General features: G+C 41.6%; 15 protein-coding genes. 7 read left to right on the plus strand and 8 right to left on the minus strand.

The features are described from left to right. Positions 1-125: 125 nt before the first annotated feature. Positions 126-1,865, plus strand: a complete 1,740-nt coding sequence (locus tag ABJF11_RS10590; protein ID WP_348119821.1) for a response regulator — start codon at positions 126-128, stop codon at positions 1,863-1,865. Between the two features lie 58 nt (positions 1,866-1,923). On the opposite strand, the gene ABJF11_RS10595 is transcribed toward ABJF11_RS10590, so the two are convergent. Beyond that, on the minus strand, positions 1,924-4,032 hold the full coding sequence (locus ABJF11_RS10595) for a tetratricopeptide repeat-containing sensor histidine kinase (RefSeq protein WP_348119822.1): 2,109 nt from the start codon (positions 4,030-4,032) through the stop codon (positions 1,924-1,926). Between the two features lie 74 nt (positions 4,033-4,106). Continuing rightward, a complete protein-coding gene (locus tag ABJF11_RS10600; RefSeq protein WP_348119823.1) occupies positions 4,107-5,417 on the minus strand; it encodes a glycosyltransferase family 4 protein in 1,311 nt (436 codons plus the stop codon). Positions 5,418-5,636: 219 nt separating this feature from the next. Between ABJF11_RS10600 and pfkA the strand changes: the two genes are divergently transcribed. Next, positions 5,637-6,608, plus strand: a complete 972-nt coding sequence (pfkA, locus tag ABJF11_RS10605; RefSeq protein ID WP_348119824.1) for a 6-phosphofructokinase — start codon at positions 5,637-5,639, stop codon at positions 6,606-6,608. Between the two features lie 98 nt (positions 6,609-6,706). Here the strand turns inward: pfkA and ABJF11_RS10610 are convergent, their stop codons facing one another. The 3 genes from ABJF11_RS10610 to ABJF11_RS10620 form a co-directional block, all read right to left on the minus strand. Next, positions 6,707-7,339 (minus strand): porin family protein, encoded by a 633-nt coding sequence (locus tag ABJF11_RS10610; RefSeq protein WP_348119825.1) that lies wholly within the window; start codon positions 7,337-7,339, stop codon positions 6,707-6,709. A 219-nt stretch (positions 7,340-7,558) separates the two neighbouring features. Next, the gene (locus ABJF11_RS10615) at positions 7,559-8,179 is read right to left on the minus strand and encodes a hypothetical protein (RefSeq protein WP_348119826.1); all 621 of its coding nucleotides are present in this window, start codon (positions 8,177-8,179) and stop codon (positions 7,559-7,561) included. A gap of 93 nt (positions 8,180-8,272) precedes the next feature. Next, the gene (locus tag ABJF11_RS10620) at positions 8,273-8,824 is read right to left on the minus strand and encodes a porin family protein (protein WP_348119827.1); all 552 of its coding nucleotides are present in this window, start codon (positions 8,822-8,824) and stop codon (positions 8,273-8,275) included. A 116-nt stretch (positions 8,825-8,940) separates the two neighbouring features. Here ABJF11_RS10620 and ABJF11_RS10625 point away from each other — a divergent pair, with 116 nt between their 5' ends. From ABJF11_RS10625 to ABJF11_RS10640, 4 genes are read left to right on the plus strand one after another with little or no spacing between them, the layout of a single operon-like run. Further along, positions 8,941-10,074, plus strand: a complete 1,134-nt coding sequence (locus ABJF11_RS10625; RefSeq protein WP_348119828.1) for an 8-amino-7-oxononanoate synthase — start codon at positions 8,941-8,943, stop codon at positions 10,072-10,074. Then, on the plus strand, positions 10,071-10,670 hold the full coding sequence (gene bioD, locus ABJF11_RS10630) for a dethiobiotin synthase (RefSeq protein WP_348119829.1): 600 nt from the start codon (positions 10,071-10,073) through the stop codon (positions 10,668-10,670). Before ABJF11_RS10625 ends, bioD begins: the two co-directional genes overlap by 4 nt. After that, the gene (gene bioA, locus ABJF11_RS10635) at positions 10,667-11,956 is read left to right on the plus strand and encodes an adenosylmethionine--8-amino-7-oxononanoate transaminase (RefSeq protein ID WP_348119830.1); all 1,290 of its coding nucleotides are present in this window, start codon (positions 10,667-10,669) and stop codon (positions 11,954-11,956) included. The genes bioD and bioA overlap by 4 nt, the downstream gene beginning before the upstream one ends. Before the next feature lie 21 nt (positions 11,957-11,977). Further along, entirely contained in the window at positions 11,978-12,184 is a 207-nt protein-coding gene (locus tag ABJF11_RS10640; RefSeq protein WP_348119831.1) for a hypothetical protein, read from the plus strand. Positions 12,185-12,234: 50 nt separating this feature from the next. Here ABJF11_RS10640 and ABJF11_RS10645 read toward each other — a convergent pair whose 3' ends face one another. Together ABJF11_RS10645 and ABJF11_RS10650 are read right to left on the minus strand one after the other, a co-directional pair. Then, positions 12,235-12,663 (minus strand): VOC family protein, encoded by a 429-nt coding sequence (locus ABJF11_RS10645; RefSeq protein WP_348119832.1) that lies wholly within the window; start codon positions 12,661-12,663, stop codon positions 12,235-12,237. A gap of 28 nt (positions 12,664-12,691) precedes the next feature. Next, positions 12,692-18,061, minus strand: a complete 5,370-nt coding sequence (locus ABJF11_RS10650) for an MG2 domain-containing protein (protein ID WP_348119833.1) — start codon at positions 18,059-18,061, stop codon at positions 12,692-12,694. Between the two features lie 144 nt (positions 18,062-18,205). Between ABJF11_RS10650 and pbpC the strand changes: the two genes are divergently transcribed. Then, a complete protein-coding gene (pbpC, locus tag ABJF11_RS10655; protein WP_348119834.1) occupies positions 18,206-20,419 on the plus strand; it encodes a penicillin-binding protein 1C in 2,214 nt (737 codons plus the stop codon). A 700-nt stretch (positions 20,420-21,119) separates the two neighbouring features. Here pbpC and ABJF11_RS10660 read toward each other — a convergent pair. Further along, complete coding sequence (locus ABJF11_RS10660; protein WP_348119835.1) at positions 21,120-23,552, minus strand: TonB-dependent receptor; 2,433 nt, start codon at positions 23,550-23,552, stop codon at positions 21,120-21,122. Positions 23,553-23,723: the final 171 nt, after the last annotated feature.

A 23,723-nucleotide genomic window follows, 5' to 3' on the forward strand; every position in this document is an offset into this window, starting at 1 on the left:
TTCTCGGACATACTATCTTTCATCACCTAATAAAATTGTTTATAACCAGAGAAATAAAACTGCCTAATAGAACCGATCTAACCAAATCCAACCTACTCTAACTATTATTAATTAGAGAACATGATATGAATATGATCAACAGTCTGCCTCAAACTTTGTTTTGGGGATTGGTGTTTTATACCGTACTACTCATTATCACAAGCATCATGCTTTTGATAAAATGGCGAAAAGTAGACCAAAAATCAAAACAAAGACAGGCGCATAGAAAAATCGACTCTGAATTTTTCAAAGAATTGGGATTTGAATTACGAACCCCACTCAGTTCAATTGTAGGTCCACTGGCTGATCTCGAAACTGCCGATAATTTGAATGATTCTCAGAGAAAAGCCATTGTAAGAATTGATAAAGGAAGCAAAAAACTCGAAGCCCTCGCTGAGAAAATTTCGCTTCTGTGCAATGAATATGAGGGTCGCAAAACAGAACTTTCACAAAACACTTCCCCCGTATTACTTAATTCACTCATCAAAAGGATTTATGGTTTCAATGAGCAAAAAGCAAAAATTAAGAATCTTGATTATTCGTTAGAATTTTTGGTTTACGAAAATTATTTGCTTGACCTCGACGAGTCCAAATTTTCTAAAATATTGTTTGTGCTCATTGATAATGCTATCAAACAATCCTACGATAAGGGTAAAGTTTCCGTCATAGTAGATGAGCAAGTCAGTCAGAATATGATGAGAATAATGGTAAAAGATGAAGGTGAAGGCATGGAAGAATCTGAGTTGGCCGAACTATTCTCACCTACCAAACCGGAAAATGAAACTTCCGAATATGAATCTTATAGTATTCATGATAAAGATACCTTCCTTAATCATATCTTCAATCTGGCATTGGAAATGGGAGGTAAGCTCCAATCAAAAAGTAAGCATGGAAAAGGATCTACGTTTATTTTTGAGTTTCCAAAAGTGCTTTCAATCTCTTCAGATGCATTGCCAAATGAATCCGTTGAAGTAGAGACGCAGGGAACAATCGATGAAATGGAATTTGCACTGAATCCTGAACCAAAACATAAACGCCCAAGTGGATACAAAACCAGTAGGGTGCTTGTGGTGGAGGATCAGCTTGAAATGCTTGAGTATATCGAGTCCGTTCTGGACAAATCATTTAACGTATCGACTGCGATGAATGGAAGAGAGGCTCTTGAGGAATTGAAAAAAGAAAACGGCAATTTTGATCTTGTCTTATCTGATGTAATGATGCCCGAGATGGATGGATATGAGCTTTTGGACAATATTCAGAAGAGTGAAGAATTCGCTTCCATACCAGTCGCCTTGCTGACCTCCAGAGCCGAGGTAGATGACAAACTTCAGGCTCTATCTGTAGGTGTCAATGACTATATCACCAAACCATTCACAGAGGATATATTGCTGGCACATTGCAATAGTTTGCTAAACAACATTCAAAACCGCAATGAGCCCATAGATGGTGATACAAATTCAGCTGAGTCGCTAGATGAAGACGGCAACTTAATGAAGGTAAGGCCAGTGGATCTGCGCTGGCTAGAGCAGCTAGAGGCCACCTGGACCAAATATTTAGGCGACAGGAATTTCAACATCTTGATTTTAGCTGATGAAATGGCAATAAGCGAACGACAGTTGAGGCGAAAATTAAAGAAGATCACAGGGCTATCGCCAGTTCATTATTTTAATGAAATCAAACTTAAAAAAGCACGCGATCTATTGCAGTCTGGTGAATATTACACGGTGGCTGATGTTTGTTACGAAATAGGATTCGAAACACCTAAATACTTCAGCAACCTATTCAAAAGTAGATACGGTCAAGCGCCTTCAGAATATCTGGCTTAAGACTGCCATTGGCTCGAATTATTACCTGAACTATTATATAAAATCTCTGAATGAATTTTTACTGGTGGGGTGTTGATTGATCACCCGCATTGAGCAGAACGTAGAAAGTACTGCCCTTATCGACTTCGCTTTCACACCATACGTTGCCGCCCATGGCTTCTACATATTTTTTCACAATAGGCAATCCAAGTCCTGTGGAGGACTCATTGTGCGTCGGCCGGATTGAGATTCTGGCATGTCTTGTGAATAGCTGCTTGATCTCAGATTTGGGTATCCCCTGACCCTGATCTTGAACCTCGAAGGTAATTTTGTTTCCCTCTGTGGTCACTCTCACAAAAATCTCCAATCCGGGTTTTGAAAACTTAATGGCATTAGTACAAAGGTTTTCTAAAACCTGAAGTAAGTAGTTTTCATCCGCCCAGCAAGTCATATCCTTGACTGAATGGGTATAAAATGAGATTTGTTTTTTGTCCGCTTCCGGAGAAATATGACGGGTCAATTGGGTCAAAATTTCAGATACACTGACCTGCTCGATCTTTAGATTAATCTTACCTTCGTTGATCGCCTCTACGTCTAAGATTTGATTGATTCTATTTCTGAGTACGTCTGTGGATTGATTCGCCAATGCAATCATTTTGTCACGTTCATCTTGAGAAACATCTTTTATGATGCCGAGCAATCCTTTGATGTTGTTGAGTGGACTACGAAGATCATGTGCGACCATGGCAATCAAATCATCTTTTTCTTTATTCAAAGCGGTCAGCTGCGTCTTTTGAGCGGTAAGTCTTTTAGCAAAATTTCGTTGCCTTCTGTATAGATAGAAAAACAGAACGATCACTAAAAATGCCAGAACAATCCCTGCTTCAAGCACGTGCTTCAGTTTTTTCTCTTTCTCTGCCAAGTTCATCTGATACGTATTGATGAGCTCCAAATCCTTTATATCCTCTTCCTTTTGCTGTACGTCATATTCGGTTCGTAATCTATTGATCTGCTCCTGAGATTCCTTGCTCAGTTGGCCATCTTGCAGTTCCTTATATTCTTTATAGTATCTCAATGCGGAGCGGTGATCATCCATCGTCTCATAATTGGTAGCAAGAAGTGAAGTTAGTTCCTCTAGTTTATCCATAAATCCATTGGTAGATGCCAATTCATAGGCACGTAAAGCCGATTTGTTAGAAATGTCTGGACGTCCCATTTTTCGGAGTGCCTTGGATAATACAATTTGATTGCTGACTACAATCATCCAATACTCAAGATTGATAGCAATTTTCTGAGATTCATCTACATGAAAAAGTACAGAATCAACATTATCCTGAAGCAAGTGAATTTCGGAGAGATTGTGATGGGCTATAGCTATTCCATAACTCATTTTTACCTCTTCAAATACACTCAAACTAGCTCTTACATTAGTTTTAGCTTTCTCAAGCTGTCCCAAATCCTTGTATAGCATACCACGGTTGACCTGTGCTATGGCCAATCCCATCGTATCCTTCAAAGCTCGATGGATGTCGGCACTTCTGTTGTAGAACTCAAGGGCTCGTTCTATGTCACCAAGTTTTTTATGCACAATAGCTACATTGTTGATTATGCCGGCATATAAGGCACTGTCCTGATAGTGTTCGTAGATTTTTGAAGCTTCCAGGTAGGAACTTAGGGCTTTGCCCTGATTGCCATTATTATCATGAACTGTACCTTTCAATGTGATAGCATCTGCGTAGGAAAGTGTGTCTTCATATGATAAATACAATAGTGCGGCGCTGTCAAGGTAAGAAAGAGCAACGAAATACTGATTTTGTCTGCCTAAATGATTGCCATATCTTTTGAATACTTTGGCACGGATTGGTACTGAGACCAAGTGTTTCTGTGAATATCTCAATCCCTTTTCAAAATAGAAACTGCTACTGTCTCCATTTTTGAGCCTGACATACTCCTCTCCTTTTTCGATCAATGTCTCTGCAAATACATCCTTGTTGTTTTCAAGTTCGGCATAGTAAAGTGCCGAATCCAACATTTGCATCACTGAATCTGACTGATCCGTCTTAAATGACAAATCGATGAAATATTCTGCCTTCTCTCCAGAGGGCAATTCTCCATTCACTTGAGCACATAGATGAAGTGTGGAGAGACTACAAAAGAAAAATAAATACGATTGTATCAATCTTGTCATATGAAACAAAACACGAGTCGGTAACAACCCGACAAGTTAATTCAATCTCGAAAATAAATTAGTTTTATGGAGGATTAATCAGCGAGCAGCTGATCTAATTTAATGGATAACTCCTGGGTAAGATTTCTTCTCAAATATCGTTTAGTCTTCAGTTGCTGTTGAGTGCTTTCGCCGGCCTTGAATCGCTCATATGCACTTTTAATCATTTGTCTGATTTTAACTTTATCATCAAATTTGAATACTTCTCCACTTTCGGTCTCTAGTAGAATATCCTGGATATCACTATCAGGCTCACCCAGAGTTAGAATTTGCTGTCCGGCCATTAGATATTCAAAGAATTTTCCCGGCAATATCCATTTAGCATTTTCTGTTTGATTCAGTAGAAGGAGTAGAATTGACGAGTTTTTATAATATCCAAAAACCTCATGATGAGAGATATAATCCAAATGTTTCAAAGATTGAGAAAGTTCCTTAGATTCTTGTAATCGGTCAAGTATAGATCCACTCACCATGCCGGCTAGTATGATTTGAAGATCCTCCTGAAATCCTGGCAACTCAGCACAAAGGCTTTCCAACACCTCCCACAAAGATTCCGGATTTCTTATCTCGTTGAGCAGTCCCATATGGGTGATCCTAAACTTGGCTTCAAACTGCATTTGATCATCCAATTCAAAATCATCTGGATCCACGCCATTCGTGATAACAGGGATGTTTTTATTTTCGCTCTTGGTTGCTAGTGCCTGCGCTAGCCGTCGGCTCACGGTAATACATAAGTCAGCCTCATTGAGCACAGACCTTTCCATTCGTTGGTGGATGCCTCGGACTAGTCCACTCACATTTAGTTTGTCCAGGATATCCCAATCAGACCACGGGTCTCTGAAGTCGGCTACCCATTTGATATTACATTTTCTTTTCAATCCACGCCCTATTAGGTGCATGCTGTGTGGTGGTCCCGTTGTGACCAGTACATCAATTTTGTGCTCATCAATATAGTCTTTCAGAAAATCTATTGAGGGAGCTACCCAAAACCGTCTTGGGTCTGGGATAAAAAAATTGGCTCTGACCCATACACTAAGACGATCAGTGAGTGACATCTTGCTCTTTTCGATTACGATGCCCTGCTTGAGTCTTTCCCCTTTTTTAAACAGTCGTTTATAGAAGCTAAATGGTTCCCAAATGGGGAACCTAATCACTTCCAGGTTTGGGTCTACATCTTTTGATAGGGAGTCATCTTTCAGATCGAATTCAGGATTTTCAGGAGTGAAAACAATGGGCTCCCATCCAAATTCCGGTAGATACTTTACAAATTTCAACCAGCGTTGTACCCCCCCACCTCCGCTAGGTGGCCAGTAATATGTGACTATCAATATTTTCTTTTTGGTCATATTATCTCCTGTAGACTTCGCTAATTAAATCAAAATTGAATGGTATATTATCAAAATGTGAAATTTTAAAAGATTCGACCCATTGAGTGGAAACAAACATAGAATTCAGTCAAATTATTGATGAAATTATAGTTTTTTATGATTTACTTTGAATGCCCAAAACATCAAGACACCCAAAACGGTATAAAAGGTTAAGTATAAAGTTTTAGTAAGTACCTTATGAAGAAAATTGCATTATTTACCTCTGGGGGCGATGCACCGGGCATGAATGCCTGCATTAGATCTGTAGTGAGAAGTGCCATATATCTGGATCTGGAAGTATACGGAATCAAATATGGCTATGACGGGATGATCCGCGGAGAGATTAGTAAAATGGAGTCCTACTCCGTGAGTAACATCGTTCAAACCGGAGGCACAATCCTCAAGTCTGCGAGAAGTGAAGATTTCCGAACTAAAGAAGGCAGAGCAAAAGCCTACAAGAATCTAAAAAAACACGGCATCGAAGGTCTGGTGGCTATCGGTGGAGATGGTACGTTTACCGGAGCCAACCTGTTCTATGATGAGTTCGGAATACCTGTGATAGGTGCGCCTGGCACCATTGACAACGATCTATATGGATCGGACTATACTATAGGATTCGACACGGCAGTGAACACTGCGCTGGATGCTATAGACAAAATCAGAGATACTGCAGCATCACACGACCGGGTCTTCTTCATAGAAGTCATGGGACGGCACAGTGGCTACATTGCAATCCAATCGGGTATCGGCGGAGGAGCAGAAATGATCATGGTGCCTGAGACCTCAACCACTATAGAGGATGTAATCAATAAATTACGTGAAGGGCGAGACAACAAAAAAACTTCTTCTATCATAGTAGTAGCAGAAGGTGACGAGCAAGGTAGCGCTCTTCAGATCGCGGAAAGAGTGAAAGTGGAAACTCCGAAAATGGATATTCGCGTCACTAGTCTCGGACACATCCAAAGAGGAGGCGGCCCGACAGCTTTTGATAGGATTTTAGCCTCGCGCTTAGGCCTGGCGGCTGTAGAAGGACTAATGAATGGTGAAAAGAATGTAATGGTAGGTGTCATCGATAATAAGATTACCTATACCAATTTGAAACTTGCCATTTCAAAATCCAAGCCTTTGAATGAAGAGTTGATACGTTTGACAAAAATTCTAAGCATATAGCCAGAATAATATTCAGGAAAGGAATAACAGTAAAAAAAGGTCCTTCCGGCTCAGCCAAGTGGTTGAATCGGAAGGACCTTTTATTTTGTGTGTACTCTTTAATTTCCACCCCCAAAGGCGTACGCAGCTGAGATTTGTATCATTGAGTTTTTCAAGGAAGTGACTGATCCCGGGCCTGCACTTGCCTCATCGATGTCTATCATGTTGGTTAGACCCCTTGCCCAGCGCAGCGAACCGCTGATACCCACTTCGGGTACATTTATTCCTACTCCAAGGACTGCGGATACTTCCAGTCCTTTGGTAAAATCTTTAATATCTATAGGTGTACCTCCAGAAAGAGATACCTCGCTTTTTACCGGAATCCCAAACTGAGGGCCGGCTAGCACATGAAAGTATTCCAGAAAATTGTATCTCCCCAAAAGTGGAATTTGGATAAAGTCCATGTTTACTTCATTCTCCTGCGTGGTGTTTACTTTGAATGTCCCTCCTTGCATGGAATAATATATCTCTGGCTGGATAGCAAAAAGTTCAAAGTCAATCGTAGCATATAGTCCTACGTGAAATCCCATACTGCTCGATCCGACATCACTCAAGGCACCGCTAGTACCTATGGCATCTATTTTGGGTGAATTAAAATTCAACCCGCCCATCATACCAAATTCCACTTGTGCATTCGCAGAAACACTGATAAGTAGCATGCATGGAAATATGAATAGTAATATTTTTTTCATCTTTTTCAATTTATGTTTTCAACTCTAAAGACCACTAAGATTGATAAAACCCCAATGAATTGCAAAAATCAATGCTCTTGGCCATCATCATAAAGATAACAGGCATGAGCTTCCAAAGATGGAATTGTGTAGTATTCACGGATAGCGTTAAACCTGAAATATGCATTAGAATATTACAGGTCTCTACTTAAAACATGAATTGTCTAAAAGAACTAGATTCTACTGTGTGGCGATTACTCCTTCTTTCATCAACTCTTTGAAGAGTCTTCTCGAATAGGTAGGAATAAAACTCTCCAGTTCACCATATTCAAACACTTCTGATCGTCCTGACCAAACTAATTTGCCTTCTTTTAGTTCATAGAAGTTGGTTTCGATAAAATATTTGGAAGAGGCGGAATAGTACCCAGGGCGATAAACCAGATCGTAAGTACGGTAATAATAATTGCGGAATCTGTCGTAATAGATCAGAGGCTCGTATGACGTTTCTGGTGGTACATACCTCTCAGCTCTGATGTCAATAAGTGCTGCGGTCAATATCCCGTCGTACCCTTTTTCTCTCAATCGAGCTTTCACTCTTTCTATATCCTCGAATGGTTTGCCCAGTTCAGGTGGGAAAAGTGACATTCCGTTGGCGGCTTTTAGGTTGATTTTCTGCGCTGCATATACCAATTCGTTTTCTACATCGCTTCGGACCGTGACATTATTGACAAGTCCCATAGCCAATACATTCTTGAAGCGTCGATCATAATCCTCGTTTGAACTCCAAGTCCTCATTGTGCCTTCAGGCGTACAAGATTGAAATAAAATAAGGACTACTAGATGGATTAGACATTTTTTCATAAGACACCGTGTTAATGGATTGGTAATTTAGGCAATTAAAAAGGCCACCTTTTCTATCAAGGCAGCCTTTGTTTTACTTTTATAAAATTGGAACTAGTTGTTACCAAAAAGTGCGTAAGTAACCGACACCTGGAACATGGCATTTTTCCAATCCACACCATTGATTTCTGAAGCGTTAGTTAGACCTTTCACATATCTCACTTGTGCGCCGAGCCCCATTGGCAGATCCAATCCAGCACCCAATGCGGCTGAAAGATCCATTCCTTTGATGTCGTCTTTGATATCTCCTCCGCCGAGTTCAGCTTTGGTATTGATTCCAAACTGAGGTCCAGCATTTAAATACAAAATCTTAGCAAATCCAAGTCTAAGCAAAATTGGAACTTGAATGTAGCTCAAGTCTACATCTTCGCCATCTGCGCTCAATTTCTGAGCAGAAAAATATGCCTCAGGCTGGATACCGATAGGTCCTGCTTTGATTACGGCGTAAGCACCGAAGTGATAGCCAGTTTTAGAATCTACGCTCAAGCCATCTACATCTGCAGTGCTAAAGTTTAATCCACCTTTGAGTCCAAAAGAGACCTGCGCCTGCGTGGCAGTTGCCAAAAAAAGTGTTCCAACAACGAGTAGTAATGTGATTTTTTTCATAAGTCTTATAATTGATGTTTTTGATATGACCGCTAATATATAACCTTCCCCCAAAAGAAACTTAGATTTCCTTTGGCAGGATTGCCAGAAAGTTAAAGATTTGCAAAACCACCGCTATGACGGACCATATTTCACAAAAACAACAGGACAGAGATAAAGCCGGGTCTACCCGAGAGCTTACCACGCACAAAGGCTTAGTAGATTTTGTATCCAATGACTATTTGGGACTGAGTAGATCCAAACGCCTCTTTGATCAGATTCGTGGATATGACTATCAGCATGAAGTCAATCTCAACGGATCGACAGGATCCAGACTTCTTGCCGGCAATTCAGACACTGCGACCCGACTGGAATCCAAACTAGCCAAAATATTCAAGTCAGAGGCGGCTTTGCTCTTCAATTCTGGTTATGTAGCGAACCTCGCGCTGATTTCTTGTGTACCCCAACGCGGTGACACTATAATTTATGACAACTTGGCTCATGTATGCCTGAAAGAGGGTGCTTTTTTGAGTAAGGCCAATCGGTTTTCATTTCGCCACAATGACTGTGATGACCTGGGGGCAAAACTCAAATCGGCTTCTGGAAATAAATATGTGGTGATAGAATCTGTATACTCAATGGATGGTGACTTGGCTCCATTTGGAGACATCATAGAGTTGGCAGCCAGATATGATGCGAAAATAATAGTGGATGAGGCGCACAGCACAGGATTATATGGCGAAAGTGGCGCTGGTAAATTATGTGCTTTGGGATTGGAAGAGCATATCTTCGCTCGGGTACATACCTTTGGAAAGGCCATGGGTGTCCACGGTGCTTGCATCGGAGGCTCAAAGCAACTTATAGATTATCTTACCAACTTCGCACGACCGTTTATATATACCACTGCCCTACCGCTGCATAGTCTGTTCTCTATAGATGCGGCTTTTGATTATCTCTCAGAAAATATTAATCTGCAAAAGGAAAGTAAAGACAAGATTTTTTACTTCAATTCACTATTCAATCAGAAAATTGGAAACTCAACTGCAATTCATAAGTTGGATAGTCAAACCCCGATTCAACCGATCGTAGTACCCGGCAATGAAAAAGTAAAAAAAATGGCTAAGTCACTACAAAAAAGCGGCTTCGATGTACGAGCCATCTTGTCGCCTACAGTCAAGGAAGGAGCAGAACGTCTGCGAATTTCGATTCACACACATAATTCTCACGAAGAAATTGATGAATTAATCAATCAGTTGGCCTCAATCATATGAAAAAATATTTTGTTACCGGCATAGACACCGACAGTGGCAAGACTGTCGCAAGTGCCATCCTTGTAGAAAAACTTCAAGCGGACTACTGGAAACCCATTCAGGCTGGAGCGCCAACCGATTCGGATACCATACGTTCGCTCGTGAAGGGTGAGCGAAAAATCCACCCGGAAGGCATTGTACTCAAAGCACCCATGTCTCCGCATGCGGCTGCTAAGCTTGAAAATATCAACCTCAATTTGACGGATATCAAAATGCCATCGGCTGAAAAAACACTGGTAATCGAAGGAGCTGGGGGACTTATGGTCCCGATCAATGACCATGAATTTGTGATAGATCTGGCAAAGCAATTTGAGGCAGAGGTCATCCTTGTCTCCCGCAACTATCTAGGCAGCATCAATCATACTATGCTATCTATTGATTATTTAAAATCTAATGGCTTTGACATAGCCGGAATCATCTTCAACGACACTCCAAACCCTGAAACAGAAAGTTTTATTCTAAATCATTCTAATCTGCCCTGCCTTGGTCGTATAGACGCTATGCCAGTTATCGATAAAACCAGTATTCAATCACAGTTGCAAAATATTACACTATGAACAGCACGGAAATCAAACAAGCTGACAAGGACCTCATATGGCATCCATTTACTCCATTAATTAATCCATTTGGTCATCTATCTATCAAATCTGGTAAGGATGCCAAACTGTTTACTCATGACGGTGATACAATCATCGATGCGGTCTCTTCCTGGTGGGTCAACATCCATGGTCATGCGAATAAGCATATCGCCGAAGCCATATACAAGCAGGCGCTGGAACTAGAGCACGTAATATTTGCTGGATTTACCCACGAACCTGCGGTAAGATTGGCAAAAAATCTAATGACGATTCTACCGAAAAACTACTCCAAAGTTTTCTTCTCGGACAACGGCAGTACTTCGATAGAGGTGGCTTTGAAGATGGCTTTCCAGTATTGGTACAATCAGGATAAAAAGCACAAAACGAAGATTATTGCGCTAGACGGAGCTTATCATGGAGACACCTTTGGTTCTATGTCAGTCAGCGAACGAAGTGGATTTACCAGGCCCTTTTTCCCATTTCTATTTGATATAGAAACACTTGACTTCCCGACTGAGCAAAACTTTGATCAGGTGTTGTCTCGATTCGACAAGCTGACGGCCGACGAAAATTGTGCGGCATTTATTTTTGAGCCGTTGGTACAGGGTGCTGGCGGTATGCGAATGTACACGCCTGAGATGCTTCAGCAGCTAGTTTCGTTGGCACAATCACGCGGAGTCATTTGTATTGCGGACGAAGTGATGACTGGCTGGGGTCGGACTGGTACCAATTTCGCTTGTGATCAGATCGAAGCAAACCCAGATATCACCTGCATATCCAAAGGTATCACCGGAGGTGCCTTGCCTCTCGGCATCACAGCCTGTAGCAGCAAAATCGAAGCAGTCTTTCAAAGTGAGGAAATATCAAAGGCCTTGTTGCATGGTCATTCTTACACCGGAAATCCTATGATATGTGCAGCAGCAAATGCCAGCTTCGAATTATTTGAAGCTGATGAGTGCAAGGCAAACATTCAGCGTATCAATCAAAGGCATCAGCAGTTTGTGGAAAAGCTGAACTCTTACGAAAACATAGAAAATATAAGATTACGAGGCACAATTGTAGCCTTCGACTTAAAAGGGTTTGGTGAAACAGGATACGATAGCGACGCCAGAAAAAAGATCTATCCCTACTTTCTGGAGCGAGGAATTCTTATTCGTCCGCTTGGCAATGTAATCTATCTGCTTCCTCCCTATGTGATCACTGATGAGGAGTTGGATCAGGTATATGACAGCATATTGACCTTTCTGGATAATTTGATAAATTAAAGTTCATAAGATTACGCTGGTATGATAGACTGGATACTGACTCATGGATTTCAGATTGGGTTTGGCCTTGTGTTGACTTTTGGCCTAATCATTTTATGGATTTCTAATAGAGAAATCAATGAGGATAACACCAATGAAGTACGGAATAAATCTTATGGGTTGAAATTCTTGTCAGGAATCATATTCCTGATCTGTGCTTTGATGCTGATTCGCATGGTCTGGTTCTGATCATCGCTTGACAAACTTCGGCAAAATCAGACTTAACACACCGATCCAAATCAGGATTCAAATAATTGTCCCACATCCTTGAATGCTTTAAATTCCAGCGCATTGCCTTCCGGGTCAAGAAAAAACATAGTGGCCTGCTCTCCTACTTCACCTTCAAATCGAACGTATGGCTCAATGACAAATGGCATATTGATCGCTTTCAACTTGTCTGCCAGAGCAGTCCAATCGTCCCAGCCAAGCACTACACCAAAGTGAGGCACGGGTACATCATGGCCATCGACAGGATTGGTGTCGTGATTAGAAGTGACCTGAAATCCATCCTTTTGGTGAATGACAAGCTGGTGACCAAAAAAATTGAAATCCACCCAACGCTCTGAACTACGCCCTTCTGGACAGCCAAGCGTTTGGCCGTAAAAGGCTCTACATTTACTTAAGTCGGCCACAGGTATAGCCAGGTGGAAAGGGGTTATTGTCTTCATATTTTAATTTTACTTTTCATTTTCAAGTTTACTCGACCACTACTGTTCCTCCACCGCTGTATGAGTGATACTCTCCATCATACATGGCGTCTGCTCCGACTGGCCCCATTTGGAAGGTGCCTTTTGAGACTGCTCTTACGATATAGTAATAGTTCACAATACCAGTATTTCTCAGATTGATAAAGTAGGAAATACGATCATCTCGGACGTCCAAATAATCAGGACGACGACCGTCTTTGATCCAGGTAATGGTAGGCACATCAGATATTCTTGAATTTTCTATCTCAAATCCCGCAGGTAGCATATCAGTCATAGCTACATTCTCTATCAGCTCTCCGCTCTTTGAGCTAATGCTGAGTTTGACTACGATCAGGTCATTCTGCTTGAATTTACCTGAGGTAATCTGCCTACCTCTTCTATCATAAAAAGACTTTCTTACTCTAATGAATGAGTCTTCTTCTTTATAGCTTCCATCCACCGGAATGCCTTCCATTTCCCAGAAGTAATATAGATTGCCTTGCCCTGACGTACTGATGGTGACTTTGCCACCAATTAGCTGATCGCTGGTCAGTTTCAAGGTTTTTTTCGTGAATTCAGCCACTGTCTTGCCTCCTACTTTGACTTCGGCGGTTACATTGGATCCAGCATTATTACGAGCCACCTTGCCCAACGCCAGAAATCCAAATACTCGCTCCTGTGTGCTCATATATCTTCTTGACTTCATCTCCTTAGACAGGCGTTTGATCATTGAAGCAATTTGTGGATTATCTTCATCTACATCGATCAACACGTTGAGCGCGATACCCTGATCTCGGATATAGGAATAAAAACTACCTCCTTGTGCAGACCTCGATTTCTCTCCGGTAAAATCTGGTGGCAGAAGCTTTCTAAAGCTATTGTCGTCCCCTATGTGTGCATAAGATGCAGCTAGTAGATATTTGCTATCCAAGGCCAATTCTCGCTGCCTGCTTTTATAATAATTCATAGTGGATCGCTGTGGCTTGCCAGCCATGGCGAGTACATACAATGAATAAGCAATCTCCTTGCTGGCAATGGTGCGCTGAGTATTATTAAAATAATAATAAGTAGTTTCCCTGGTTTTCAGTTTGGTCACCAAATAATTCAACAGCTTATCCATCATACTTTGATCAACTTCAAACCCAGCCTTTTGAGCCTCGTGCAAAAAATGTGCGGCATAGACCGATCCCCACCAGCTTTCATATCCTCTTCCTGGCCAGTAGGTCAGCCCACCGTGGTGCAGCTGCATGCCTTTCAATTTTTGAATCGCAGCCATTACGTTTCGTTGCGGATGATTTACTTCGTCTTCGGATCCATACAGCTCTTTGACCAGGTCTTGGTAATAAAGTTGAGGAAAAGCAGATGAAATAGTCTGCTCTACGCATCCATGTGGATAGCGCACAAGATAATCCAAATCTTCGCTCATGGTAATCAGTGGAGAGGAGCTCACTACTAATTTTCTTTCTAAGCTGGATTCTACCATTGTAGTGGCACCCATGTCTATCTCTTTTGTATTACCCGCTTTGATCAGTCCTGAGCTATATTCCTTTTGCAATGGAGCTGCAGGACGTACACTCATATCAGTACTATTTTTGAAGTTCTCTCCTAGCGCGTTCACATCTACGGTGATATTTGCCTGGCCAATGGCCTGACGAGCTACGATTTTATAGTTAACCACATTTTCAGCATTGGCCTGTACAGCGGCTTTTAGTTTAGATGGACCTACAATGTCCACCTCACCGGTCACCGAGATCGAAGTCTGTGCGGTGGTTTGCTTATCCGTAGTATTAGAAATATTGACCGGTACCAGCGCGGTATCTCCCGGACTCAAAAACCTAGGTAGTGCAGTACTAATTACAATAGGGTCAGCTACCTGCATGGGCTGGGCGGAGGACGCAAAAGTATGATCCTTATGAGAAAGTGCCATGACTCGAAGACTACCCGAAAACTGCGGAATATCAATTTCATAGGTGACTTCTCCGTTGTCGTCGGTTTCCAACAGCCCACTCCAAAAAGACACCAGTTTCACCCGGTTATTATTCATCGGATTGACGCGCTTGTCCATTTCACTGGCCAGCGAACCATCTCCCCCAATACGTCCTTTTACAATTTCTATTTCTGGAAACAGAAGTGGATAAATATCATAACTACTTACACCTAGTGCTCTCTTTCTATAGAAATAGGAATAAGGGTCTGGGGTTTTATAACCGGTCAATGAAAGAATTCCTTCGTCTACAACTGCTACTGTAACCGCACTGTTCGGTGCAGACTTAATAGTAATTTTTTGTTTGGTCTTTGACCTTGATTTTTCTACTGCGGTGACTTCCAGTGGAATCTTATTTTGAGGATTGTCTACCATCACAGGCGCTATTCCGTGAGCGATGGTCAGGGGAAGATCGGACTTTGCATGTGGCTTGAACAATGTGGCTGTGATATACACATTGGGCACGAAGCTTTCTTCAATATCAAGCGTAAAGGAGCTGGCTCGCTTATCTGCTTGTACGTAAAAGTGTTTTAACACTTTGTCAGTTTCTACAGTCACCAAAATTTTACCTGAGAAAGGTGATTTCAGAATTACTTTGGCCTGATCACCAGGCTGGTATTGATCTTTGTCCAGCTGAATATCAATTTGCCCTTCACTATTGACTTCGAATGAGCTATTGGAGGTACCGCCCCAGCCATAAGCATAGACTTCAGAGCTTACATAGTTTCTAACTCCAGGTTTAGACAGACGAAGCTCATAGCGACCTGAAATCTCAGGAATAAATGAATAGGTCTGATCCTTTCCACCGATAGTAATTTGTTTGTCCTCGATCACCTTCTCAACTCTTTCGGAATTATATCTAAAATATCCGCCTGATCGAGACAGTACAGTTCTGTATTCATGTTTGATCAGTTGCAGTCTTGTCTTCACTCCTGAGAGTACTTTTTTATCCTTGTCGAGGGCTACTATGGCAAATTTCATTTCGCTATTGGTGGCGGCGTAATATCTGTCCCGGGCGATACCATAATATACATCCTGAGTAGAGACGTTGACGGTGCGTTTGCTATTGACTGGTCTGCCGGTCTCGTCAAATACCGTCACAAATACATCGGCCTTTACCATACCCATATTGCTGTATTCTTTGGCCAATTGATATTCGTAACTGGCCTTTCCATTTTCGTCGGTTTTTCCAGAAGTATTTACAGTTCTGAAATACTCATTGCTACCATTTATAGAGAAATTGAATTCCGAAAAATCTCTGGTATAATAATATTTTTTTCTTGCTGAAATACTCACTTCGTAGTTTCGATTAGCGGCTGGAGGTCCGAAGTAATTGACAGCAGTCACATCCACCATGGCCTTTTCGTCTATATCGATATCTGTCTTGTCGATATCTACTTCTACTTTGATTCTGTCTGGCATAAACTCTTCCACTCGTATGCTTCTACTGCTTAGATAGACATTGTTGGCCGTGTAGACCTGAATATTGTGTGAGCCAGTCTGTGCTGACGGTGATAGATCATGCGATACTTCGAAGGCTCCGTGGGCATTGAGCGTCTTACGGACAGTTTTGTATTCTCTTCCATCTGGGGTTTGAAATACTACCTTTACCGGAATTTGCTCTGGCTTCTGCCAGTTGTCATCCCGAATTACACCCGATACATTGATGGTTTCTCCTGGGCGGTAGATGTCTCGATCTCCGTATAGAAAAACGTCATACCCAGATCCATTAGGGTATTTTCCTCCTACTTCAAATTTGGAGGTATTGACAGCCGAGTTGTCGTAGGCCATCAGGTTGTAGTCATCTCCCAGCTGAGCGGTAATGAGCTGAACTTTAAAATTACCAGAGGGATTCTCTGGTTTAGAAAATATGGCAAGGCCATTAGCATCAGTATTCGCTTCTCCCAAGAGCTGGTTGTTTCTACCTATAAACCTTAAGTTGACGCCAGCTTGTGGCTCGGCTGATTTTAGTGAATTTACAAAGACGGCAACATCGTTTTTGCCTTCTTTGGCTACCAAGCCCAAATCAGATACGGTAAGGAGCTTTTCATCTCGCAACCAATAGGCCTCGTTGGAGGTGACTTTGATGGCATACATCCCATTGTAATCTTTGATTTTATCTTCAACATTGAGGTTGAGCACTCGATACCCCTTGTTTTTAGGGAGTGATTTGGAAAGCACTTCCTTTTCATAGATCACATCACCCATCAATCCGAGGTTGTAGAAGTTGTATCCGTATTCGTCCTTGTCATAATCGTATTCTTTATCACGCATAAATGCCAGAACATTGTTCTCATAGAGTTTTGTAATGCTAATTTTTACCTTTTCAACATTAATGATTTTGACCTCCAGATTTTGAGCTCCTTTTTTGCTCAGATACATGGCGCTGCTGACAAAGCTGATTTCGGGTCGCAGTTTTCCAAATGAGATGTCCTGTAAGTGATCAGCCTTCAAAGCTCCACCAAACTTACCCTTTAGGCCGGCTTTCAGTGTTAGGCTATATTTCTTACTCAGGTCAAAATCTTCACTCACTATTTTCAGACCTGACTCCGTAAATTTTAGGTCATAATCAACTTTCGGACTGATGACTACAAATTTTTCCGCGTCATTGGCAGCTTCTTGCGAGATCTCTACAGTCACCGTACCTTCTACACCGTTGTGCTCAGCTACCACATCTTCAATATTGACAGAGTATGGCGAGCGCAGCAACACGCTTTGGACGATTGCTTCTTGTGTTGTTAGGTTTCCGCCTTTAGCGGTCAGGCCTTTCTCAAGCTGTACATCTATATCAAGATCCTTATCCTCCAATGATATTTTTGGTAAATAAAGCGTTAATACACGGGGATCAGAGGTTTCAATTCTTTCAATATTTGTCTCTTTGTCATCAACAAAAACTTTGGTCAGTTCGGCAATCTCGATGCCTTCCGCAGGCGCATTAAAATATAGTTCGAGATGAGCGTTGGTTTGCCCATTTTGAGTTTCTTTCCAATATGGGCTGACAGATTCAAGTTTTAAAATAGCAGTAGCAAAAGTTATGGTTTGATCCCCAGACAAGCTAAACCCACTTGGGCTAGTCATGAGTTTGGTAAAACTTGCCGTATAGCTTGTAGCTGGGTTGAATCCCTCGCTTGGGGAGAAAATCAACACGCTCTCAGACGACCACTTGAATCTTCCGCTGATTTTGGGTTCGAAGACAATGTATTGCGTGGTGTCCCAAATTTGAAGTACAGTATCACCGACAAGTGGTTTGTCGAAAACAAAATTTAGATTTTGTTTTAAATTAATTTCAGTGTCAAAGTTGGTATCAATGAGTTTTACAGAGCCATCAGAACCACACCCAAATAGGACGAAAATAAGAATGACACAAGCTAAAGATTGAGTAGGTTTGAATTTCATAAGGTGGTAATTATTTCGAAGTATACATTGGAGCGAATAAAGTTAATATTAAAAAGGATAGTAAGAAATCGACTAAGACTATTTGCAATCATATGCGTCCCGTTTCTCATCTTTTTGGCCTTCAATATTTTATTTCCCTTGCGTGTGAATACTGAGTTTTCTCCCATTATACTTTCAAAGGATGGAGAGTTTATGCATTCATACCTGACCTCGGATGACAAATGGCGCATGTACACCTCTCTCGAAGAAATCACACCTACGTTGAAAGAGGCCATATTATTCAAGGAAGATCGGTTTTTCTATTACCACCCAGGAATCAACCCCATTTCGATCACCAGAGCATTGTTCAACAATCTATTCTCAGGAAGAAGGACCTCTGGAGCGTCAACTATTACCATGCAGGTGGCCAGAATGCTTGCGCCCAAGGAAAGAACCTATGGTAATAAGGTTGTAGAAATGTTTAGAGCGTTACAATTGGAATGGATGTACTCTAAAGATGAAGTCTTTCAATTGTATCTCAATATGGTGCCTTATGGTGGGAACATCGAAGGAGTAAAATCAGCGGCTGTCATGTACTTCAACAAAATGCCTGATCATTTGAGTTTGGCCGAAACCACAGCGCTGGCAATCATTCCAAATAGGCCAAATTCTTTGAGATTGGGAAGGCACAATCTCTATATCGAGCAGGAGAGAAATATATGGCTGAAGCGATTCAACGAGGCTGCCCTGTTTGAAAAGAGCGCCATAGAAGACGCCCTATCGGAGCCCATCTTGGCTAGCCGGACTTCTCCTCCAAAACATACGCCGCATCTGGCCCTGCGACTAAAAAAACAGTTTGCAGGGGAACTACTGATCCACAGTACGATAGATATGAATCTGCAGTCCAAAACAGAGAAGGTGTTGCAGGAATATATCATGCAAATCTATCATCGTCAGATTAAAAATGCAGTTGCATTAGTAGTAGATAACAAGACCCTTCAGGTCAAGGCCTATGTGGGCTCAGCTGACTATTACAATCCTGACGATGCGGGTCAGGTAGATGGTGTTCGCGCTATTCGCTCACCAGGTAGTACGCTCAAACCTTTCTTATATGGGTTGGCTATTGATCGTGGGCTGGTAACTCCCAAATCGAAGATTGCCGACGTACCTGTCAATTTCCGAGGTTATCAACCGCAGAATTATAGTGAGAAGTTCAGCGGAGAAGTAACGATTGAGCATGCCCTTTCTCATTCATTAAATATTCCGGCCGTAAAGGTTTTGGATCAGGTACAACCTTATGTATTTATTCAGGAACTATCCAAGGCGGGCTTTGCACAAATCGAAAAAGACAAAGATCATCTTGGGCTGTCAACTGTCCTGGGAGGTTGTGGAGTCACTTTGGAGGAATTGGTGGTACTGTACGCTGCCTTTGCCAATGGAGGTAAAAAGGCACGTCTCAATTATCGAGTTTCTGATACGGTCAACTTTTCTAACCAGCTCCTTACTAAAGAGGCCAATTTCATGATTTCGGAAATCCTAACCGAAGTAGTCAGACCTGACCTGCCAGGGCACTGGCAGCAAGCCACCAACCTACCAAAAATAGCCTGGAAAACAGGCACTTCTTATGGCCGTAGGGATGCATGGAGCATTGGGTTCAATAAAAAATACACCATCGGCATATGGGTTGGTAACTTTTCGGGCCAGGGTGTTCAGGAGTTGGCAGGGGCAGACGTCGCAGCTCCATTGCTATTCAAAATCTTCAATGCAGTAGACAAGGAATCTGCGAAAGACTGGTTCGCCATGCCTCGTGGGGTAAATTTTAGACATGTTTGTAGTGAGTCCGGGAAAATACCTTCAGATTTCTGTACGGATGAAGTGATAGACTATTACATCCCTGGCCTGTCTGAATACCGCAAATGCCAGCACATGAAACCTATCTATATATCTTCTGATTCTACGAAATCGTACTGTCAAACCTGCCTACCTGAGAATGGATATCTAAAAGCACTATACCCCAACTATTCGGCTGAGATTCTTGACTATTATGAAAGTGAGAAAATCAACTATGTCAAGATTCCTAAGCATGATGAGAAGTGTGAACGGATATTTGCTGATGGTGCGCCGAATATAATTTCTCCTGTCGATCGGCTGGAATATCTGGTGGATAAGTCAGATTCTCTTCAAATCATGCTACGCTGCCAGGCGGCCAACAATGTGGATCGCGTGTTTTGGTATATCAATGATCAATTCTATTCGTCGGCTTCCGCCAATGAGAGCATCTACTTCACCCCTGATGAAGGAAATATCAAAATCTCCTGTGCTGATGACAAGGGTCGTAATACTAACATCAAGATCGACGTCAAGAAAATAATTTTTTAATTTCACTTACTTAACAAGATATTTCAAGGGACATCTGATATTATTTCACTCCTCATAAGTATTTAGTCTATAGTTTATTCCACCATTTTCACATTGGCCTTTTTGTGGTCAAGCTGTTCGATCAGCAGACTCTGCCAGCACTAAAATTGCAGGTCTTGTACAGGCAGGGATCTACAATAAGATAATACAAGCGGAACGCCTTGGATACTACAAAAAAATTAGCGTAGGAAAGAAGAATTTCTCACATCATTGAAGAACATACCAGCATCGATTCTCCTTCAGCTACTAAATGAATCCAACCAATAGTAACGAAACAAATAACAATACTAAAATCGGCCTCACCCTACAAAACGACAGCCCCAAGAAGTTTCCCTGGGGCTGAAGCCATTAACCTAAAAATCTAATTTTGAATTGTGTTCGAAGTAGAATTTGTTTATCTCAATTTGCTGGTATACTTCAATCTTGTTGTCTATTTGACGAGTAAAGTAACAATGCCCCTACCCTTGATCCCGATTAAATAAAATTTTATCAAGCCAAACGTTCACCATGATCATTAAAGTCATCAAGCTCAAGTCCAAATAAGTGGGAATACCGTCGAAAAATTGCCCTGTATGAAATTATGGACAATATATTGATAGCAAGCAAACTGCCATTCATGAAATTCATCTCTGTATACACCAGATAATCGCGCGTAGGTATGCTAGTTTTGAATGCGTTGCTGCTCTTCTTGAGATGCAGATTTCTTATTCCTTTGGCCTTTCAATCGATTGTTTCCAAATGACCTTGTATAGCTTAGATTAAACACTTGATTTTCAAAAACAAATCGTCGTCTAATATCAATATTCTCTTCGGGAACCAGCGTCTCGCCCCTAAAGTCCCTCCCCTTGAACGCATCAGTCAACGAAAACTTAAAAGACCCCTGATCCTCTTTAAGTTTCTTCTCTAATCCAAAGCTAAATATTGCGTAAGACTGGAATTTGGATATCCCAAAATAGGATGGTGTTCGCATAAAACCAGAAATTTCAAACGTGAAATCCTTTGGGAGTTTAAAAGTATTGGTCCCGTTGAAGTTGGCATTGAAAGCTGAGATTCGTATCTGGGTATCAAGTTGACTCGTCTCGATAATAGAGTAAGTACCGGAAAGATTGTATTGCATCTCCCACCAGTCAGTGACAGTAATAGGCATCGCCAAACTGACACCAAAATTGTCTCGGTAGTCGAGATTTTCCGCTGAAGTCAGCTGCGTAATGCCATCGTCTGCCAGTCTGGGTTGAAAACTTACAATAGCATCTTCATCCCGACTATATTGAATTGAAATGAGGTTGGCCTTGAATCTATATTCAGCTTTAAAAGTATTGCTGATGGCGGGGTAAAGTGTTTCGTTTCCAGTCCAAAAATTGAATGGATCCATGAAGATGACAAATGGTGCTATTTCGTTAAAGGTCGGACGTGTTACTCTGCGACTGTACGACACCACATAGCTATGATCATCATTGATAGTTTTATTGATGAACAAGCTTGGAAACAATTGCCCATAACTTCTATACACCACATTTTGCCGACTCTCACTATCTAAATCTGTCTCAGTATGTTCATAACGCAAGCCGGTGTTCACTCCAATTTTATCCGTGAGTTGAAAGCTAATTGAGCCATAGGCTGCCCAAATATCCTCGGTCATTTGAATCGTTCTGGTGAGGGCATCATCTATCCGGCTAGACCCATTGTCGACGTAGATCACGCGTACCTCATTATCCAATGAGTTGAAAGCTCCTTTTAACCCTGCCTCCAATCTGGTATTTTCGTTGATTTGAAAGCTATAATCTATCCTGGGCACCCAAGTAGATAGAGGTGTTTCCTTGCTGGAATATATTTCTGGTCTTGAGACACCACTATTTGACCCATCCAAATCAGTAAAAATCTGACGATATTCAGTCGGGTTCGATGCATCGAAAAATATATAATCCACCTCCATGGATAGGTTGTGCCTATCTGTTATATCATGCTCAAAGTTCGCATTGTACACGTAGTATTTACTTCGGTTGATTTCATGATTGATTAAGTCCAGAGTATATGAGGGATCATCGTTTATAAAGTAGTCTACCCTGTTGCGTGCATCCATGTCCCAATTCCGATCAAAAAAAGTGACTCCACCTCCTAGAAGGGTTCGTTTTCCAGCCTGGTATTCAAACCCAAACTGGGCATTGTGAGAGTGGGTTATTGGATCTCGATAGCTGACTGTATTGGTCCGAGTTCGATTATCTTCTTCATCTAGTAGCACTTTATCATTACCGTTGAGCTGCTCCGTGTGATCTCGGCGATATGAATAACTACCAAATACATTCCATTTTTTTTGTCGATGATTGAAATTCAAACTTCCTCCCACCTTCTCGCCACCACCGTATCCGGTGAAAACTGAAAAGGAACCATTGGTCCCTGCATCTTCTGTTTGTTTCAGTACAATGTTGATGAGCCCGGCGTCTCCTTCGGCTTCATATTTAGCCGGAGGCGTTGTTATGAGCTCAACACTTTCCACATTATCGGCGTTCATCCCTTCGAGCATTTGAACTGCAGCGGCCAGCGGCATTCTGCTGATTTTCCCATTGATCATAACACGTACTCCTGATTTACCTGCCAGAGACAGCGTATAATTGGAACGATCCACGGTTACACCAGGTGCCTTCTCCAAGATATCCAATGCAGATCCAGCACTTGCTGTAATACTGCTTTGAACATTGATAACTGTGCGATCAATCTTCTGTTCAAACAATGGCTTTTTGGCCTCTACGACAACTTCATCAAGTTGTTCGGTGTCTACATTGAGAACAATAATCCCAAGATCAATGGGTTGATTTGTGTTTTGAATTGTAGAGAAATAATTGACATACCCTATAGAAGATGCTTTAAAAAGATAGGTTCCTGTACCCGCTTGTACTTCAAAATACCCATTTACATCTGTGACTGCTCCTTTATATAGGGATGAGTCTGCCGGATTGAGGAGTAGCACGTTGGCAAATGAAACTGGTGCTGCTGTTTCAGTGATTTGTCCTTTGATAGTAGATTGAGAAAATGCAGAGGGCACATACGTGGCGAGCAAAAAAAGGCTTGCCGTTGAAAAATTGATAATTCTTGACATTGGTAATTATTTGAGTTTTGAACTAATTATCAATCTTGGGTAAGTGCATTCTTCTGCTATTCAACGGAAGGGTAAAAAAGTTTTGGTAAGCTAATTTACGGGATCATTTTTGGGGTGTTGACATCTGTGACAAGATGTTACAATCTATGACAATCAACCCTTAGATGGTGC

Source organism: Reichenbachiella sp. (assembly GCF_039941815.1).
Taxonomy (GTDB): domain Bacteria; phylum Bacteroidota; class Bacteroidia; order Cytophagales; family Cyclobacteriaceae; genus Reichenbachiella.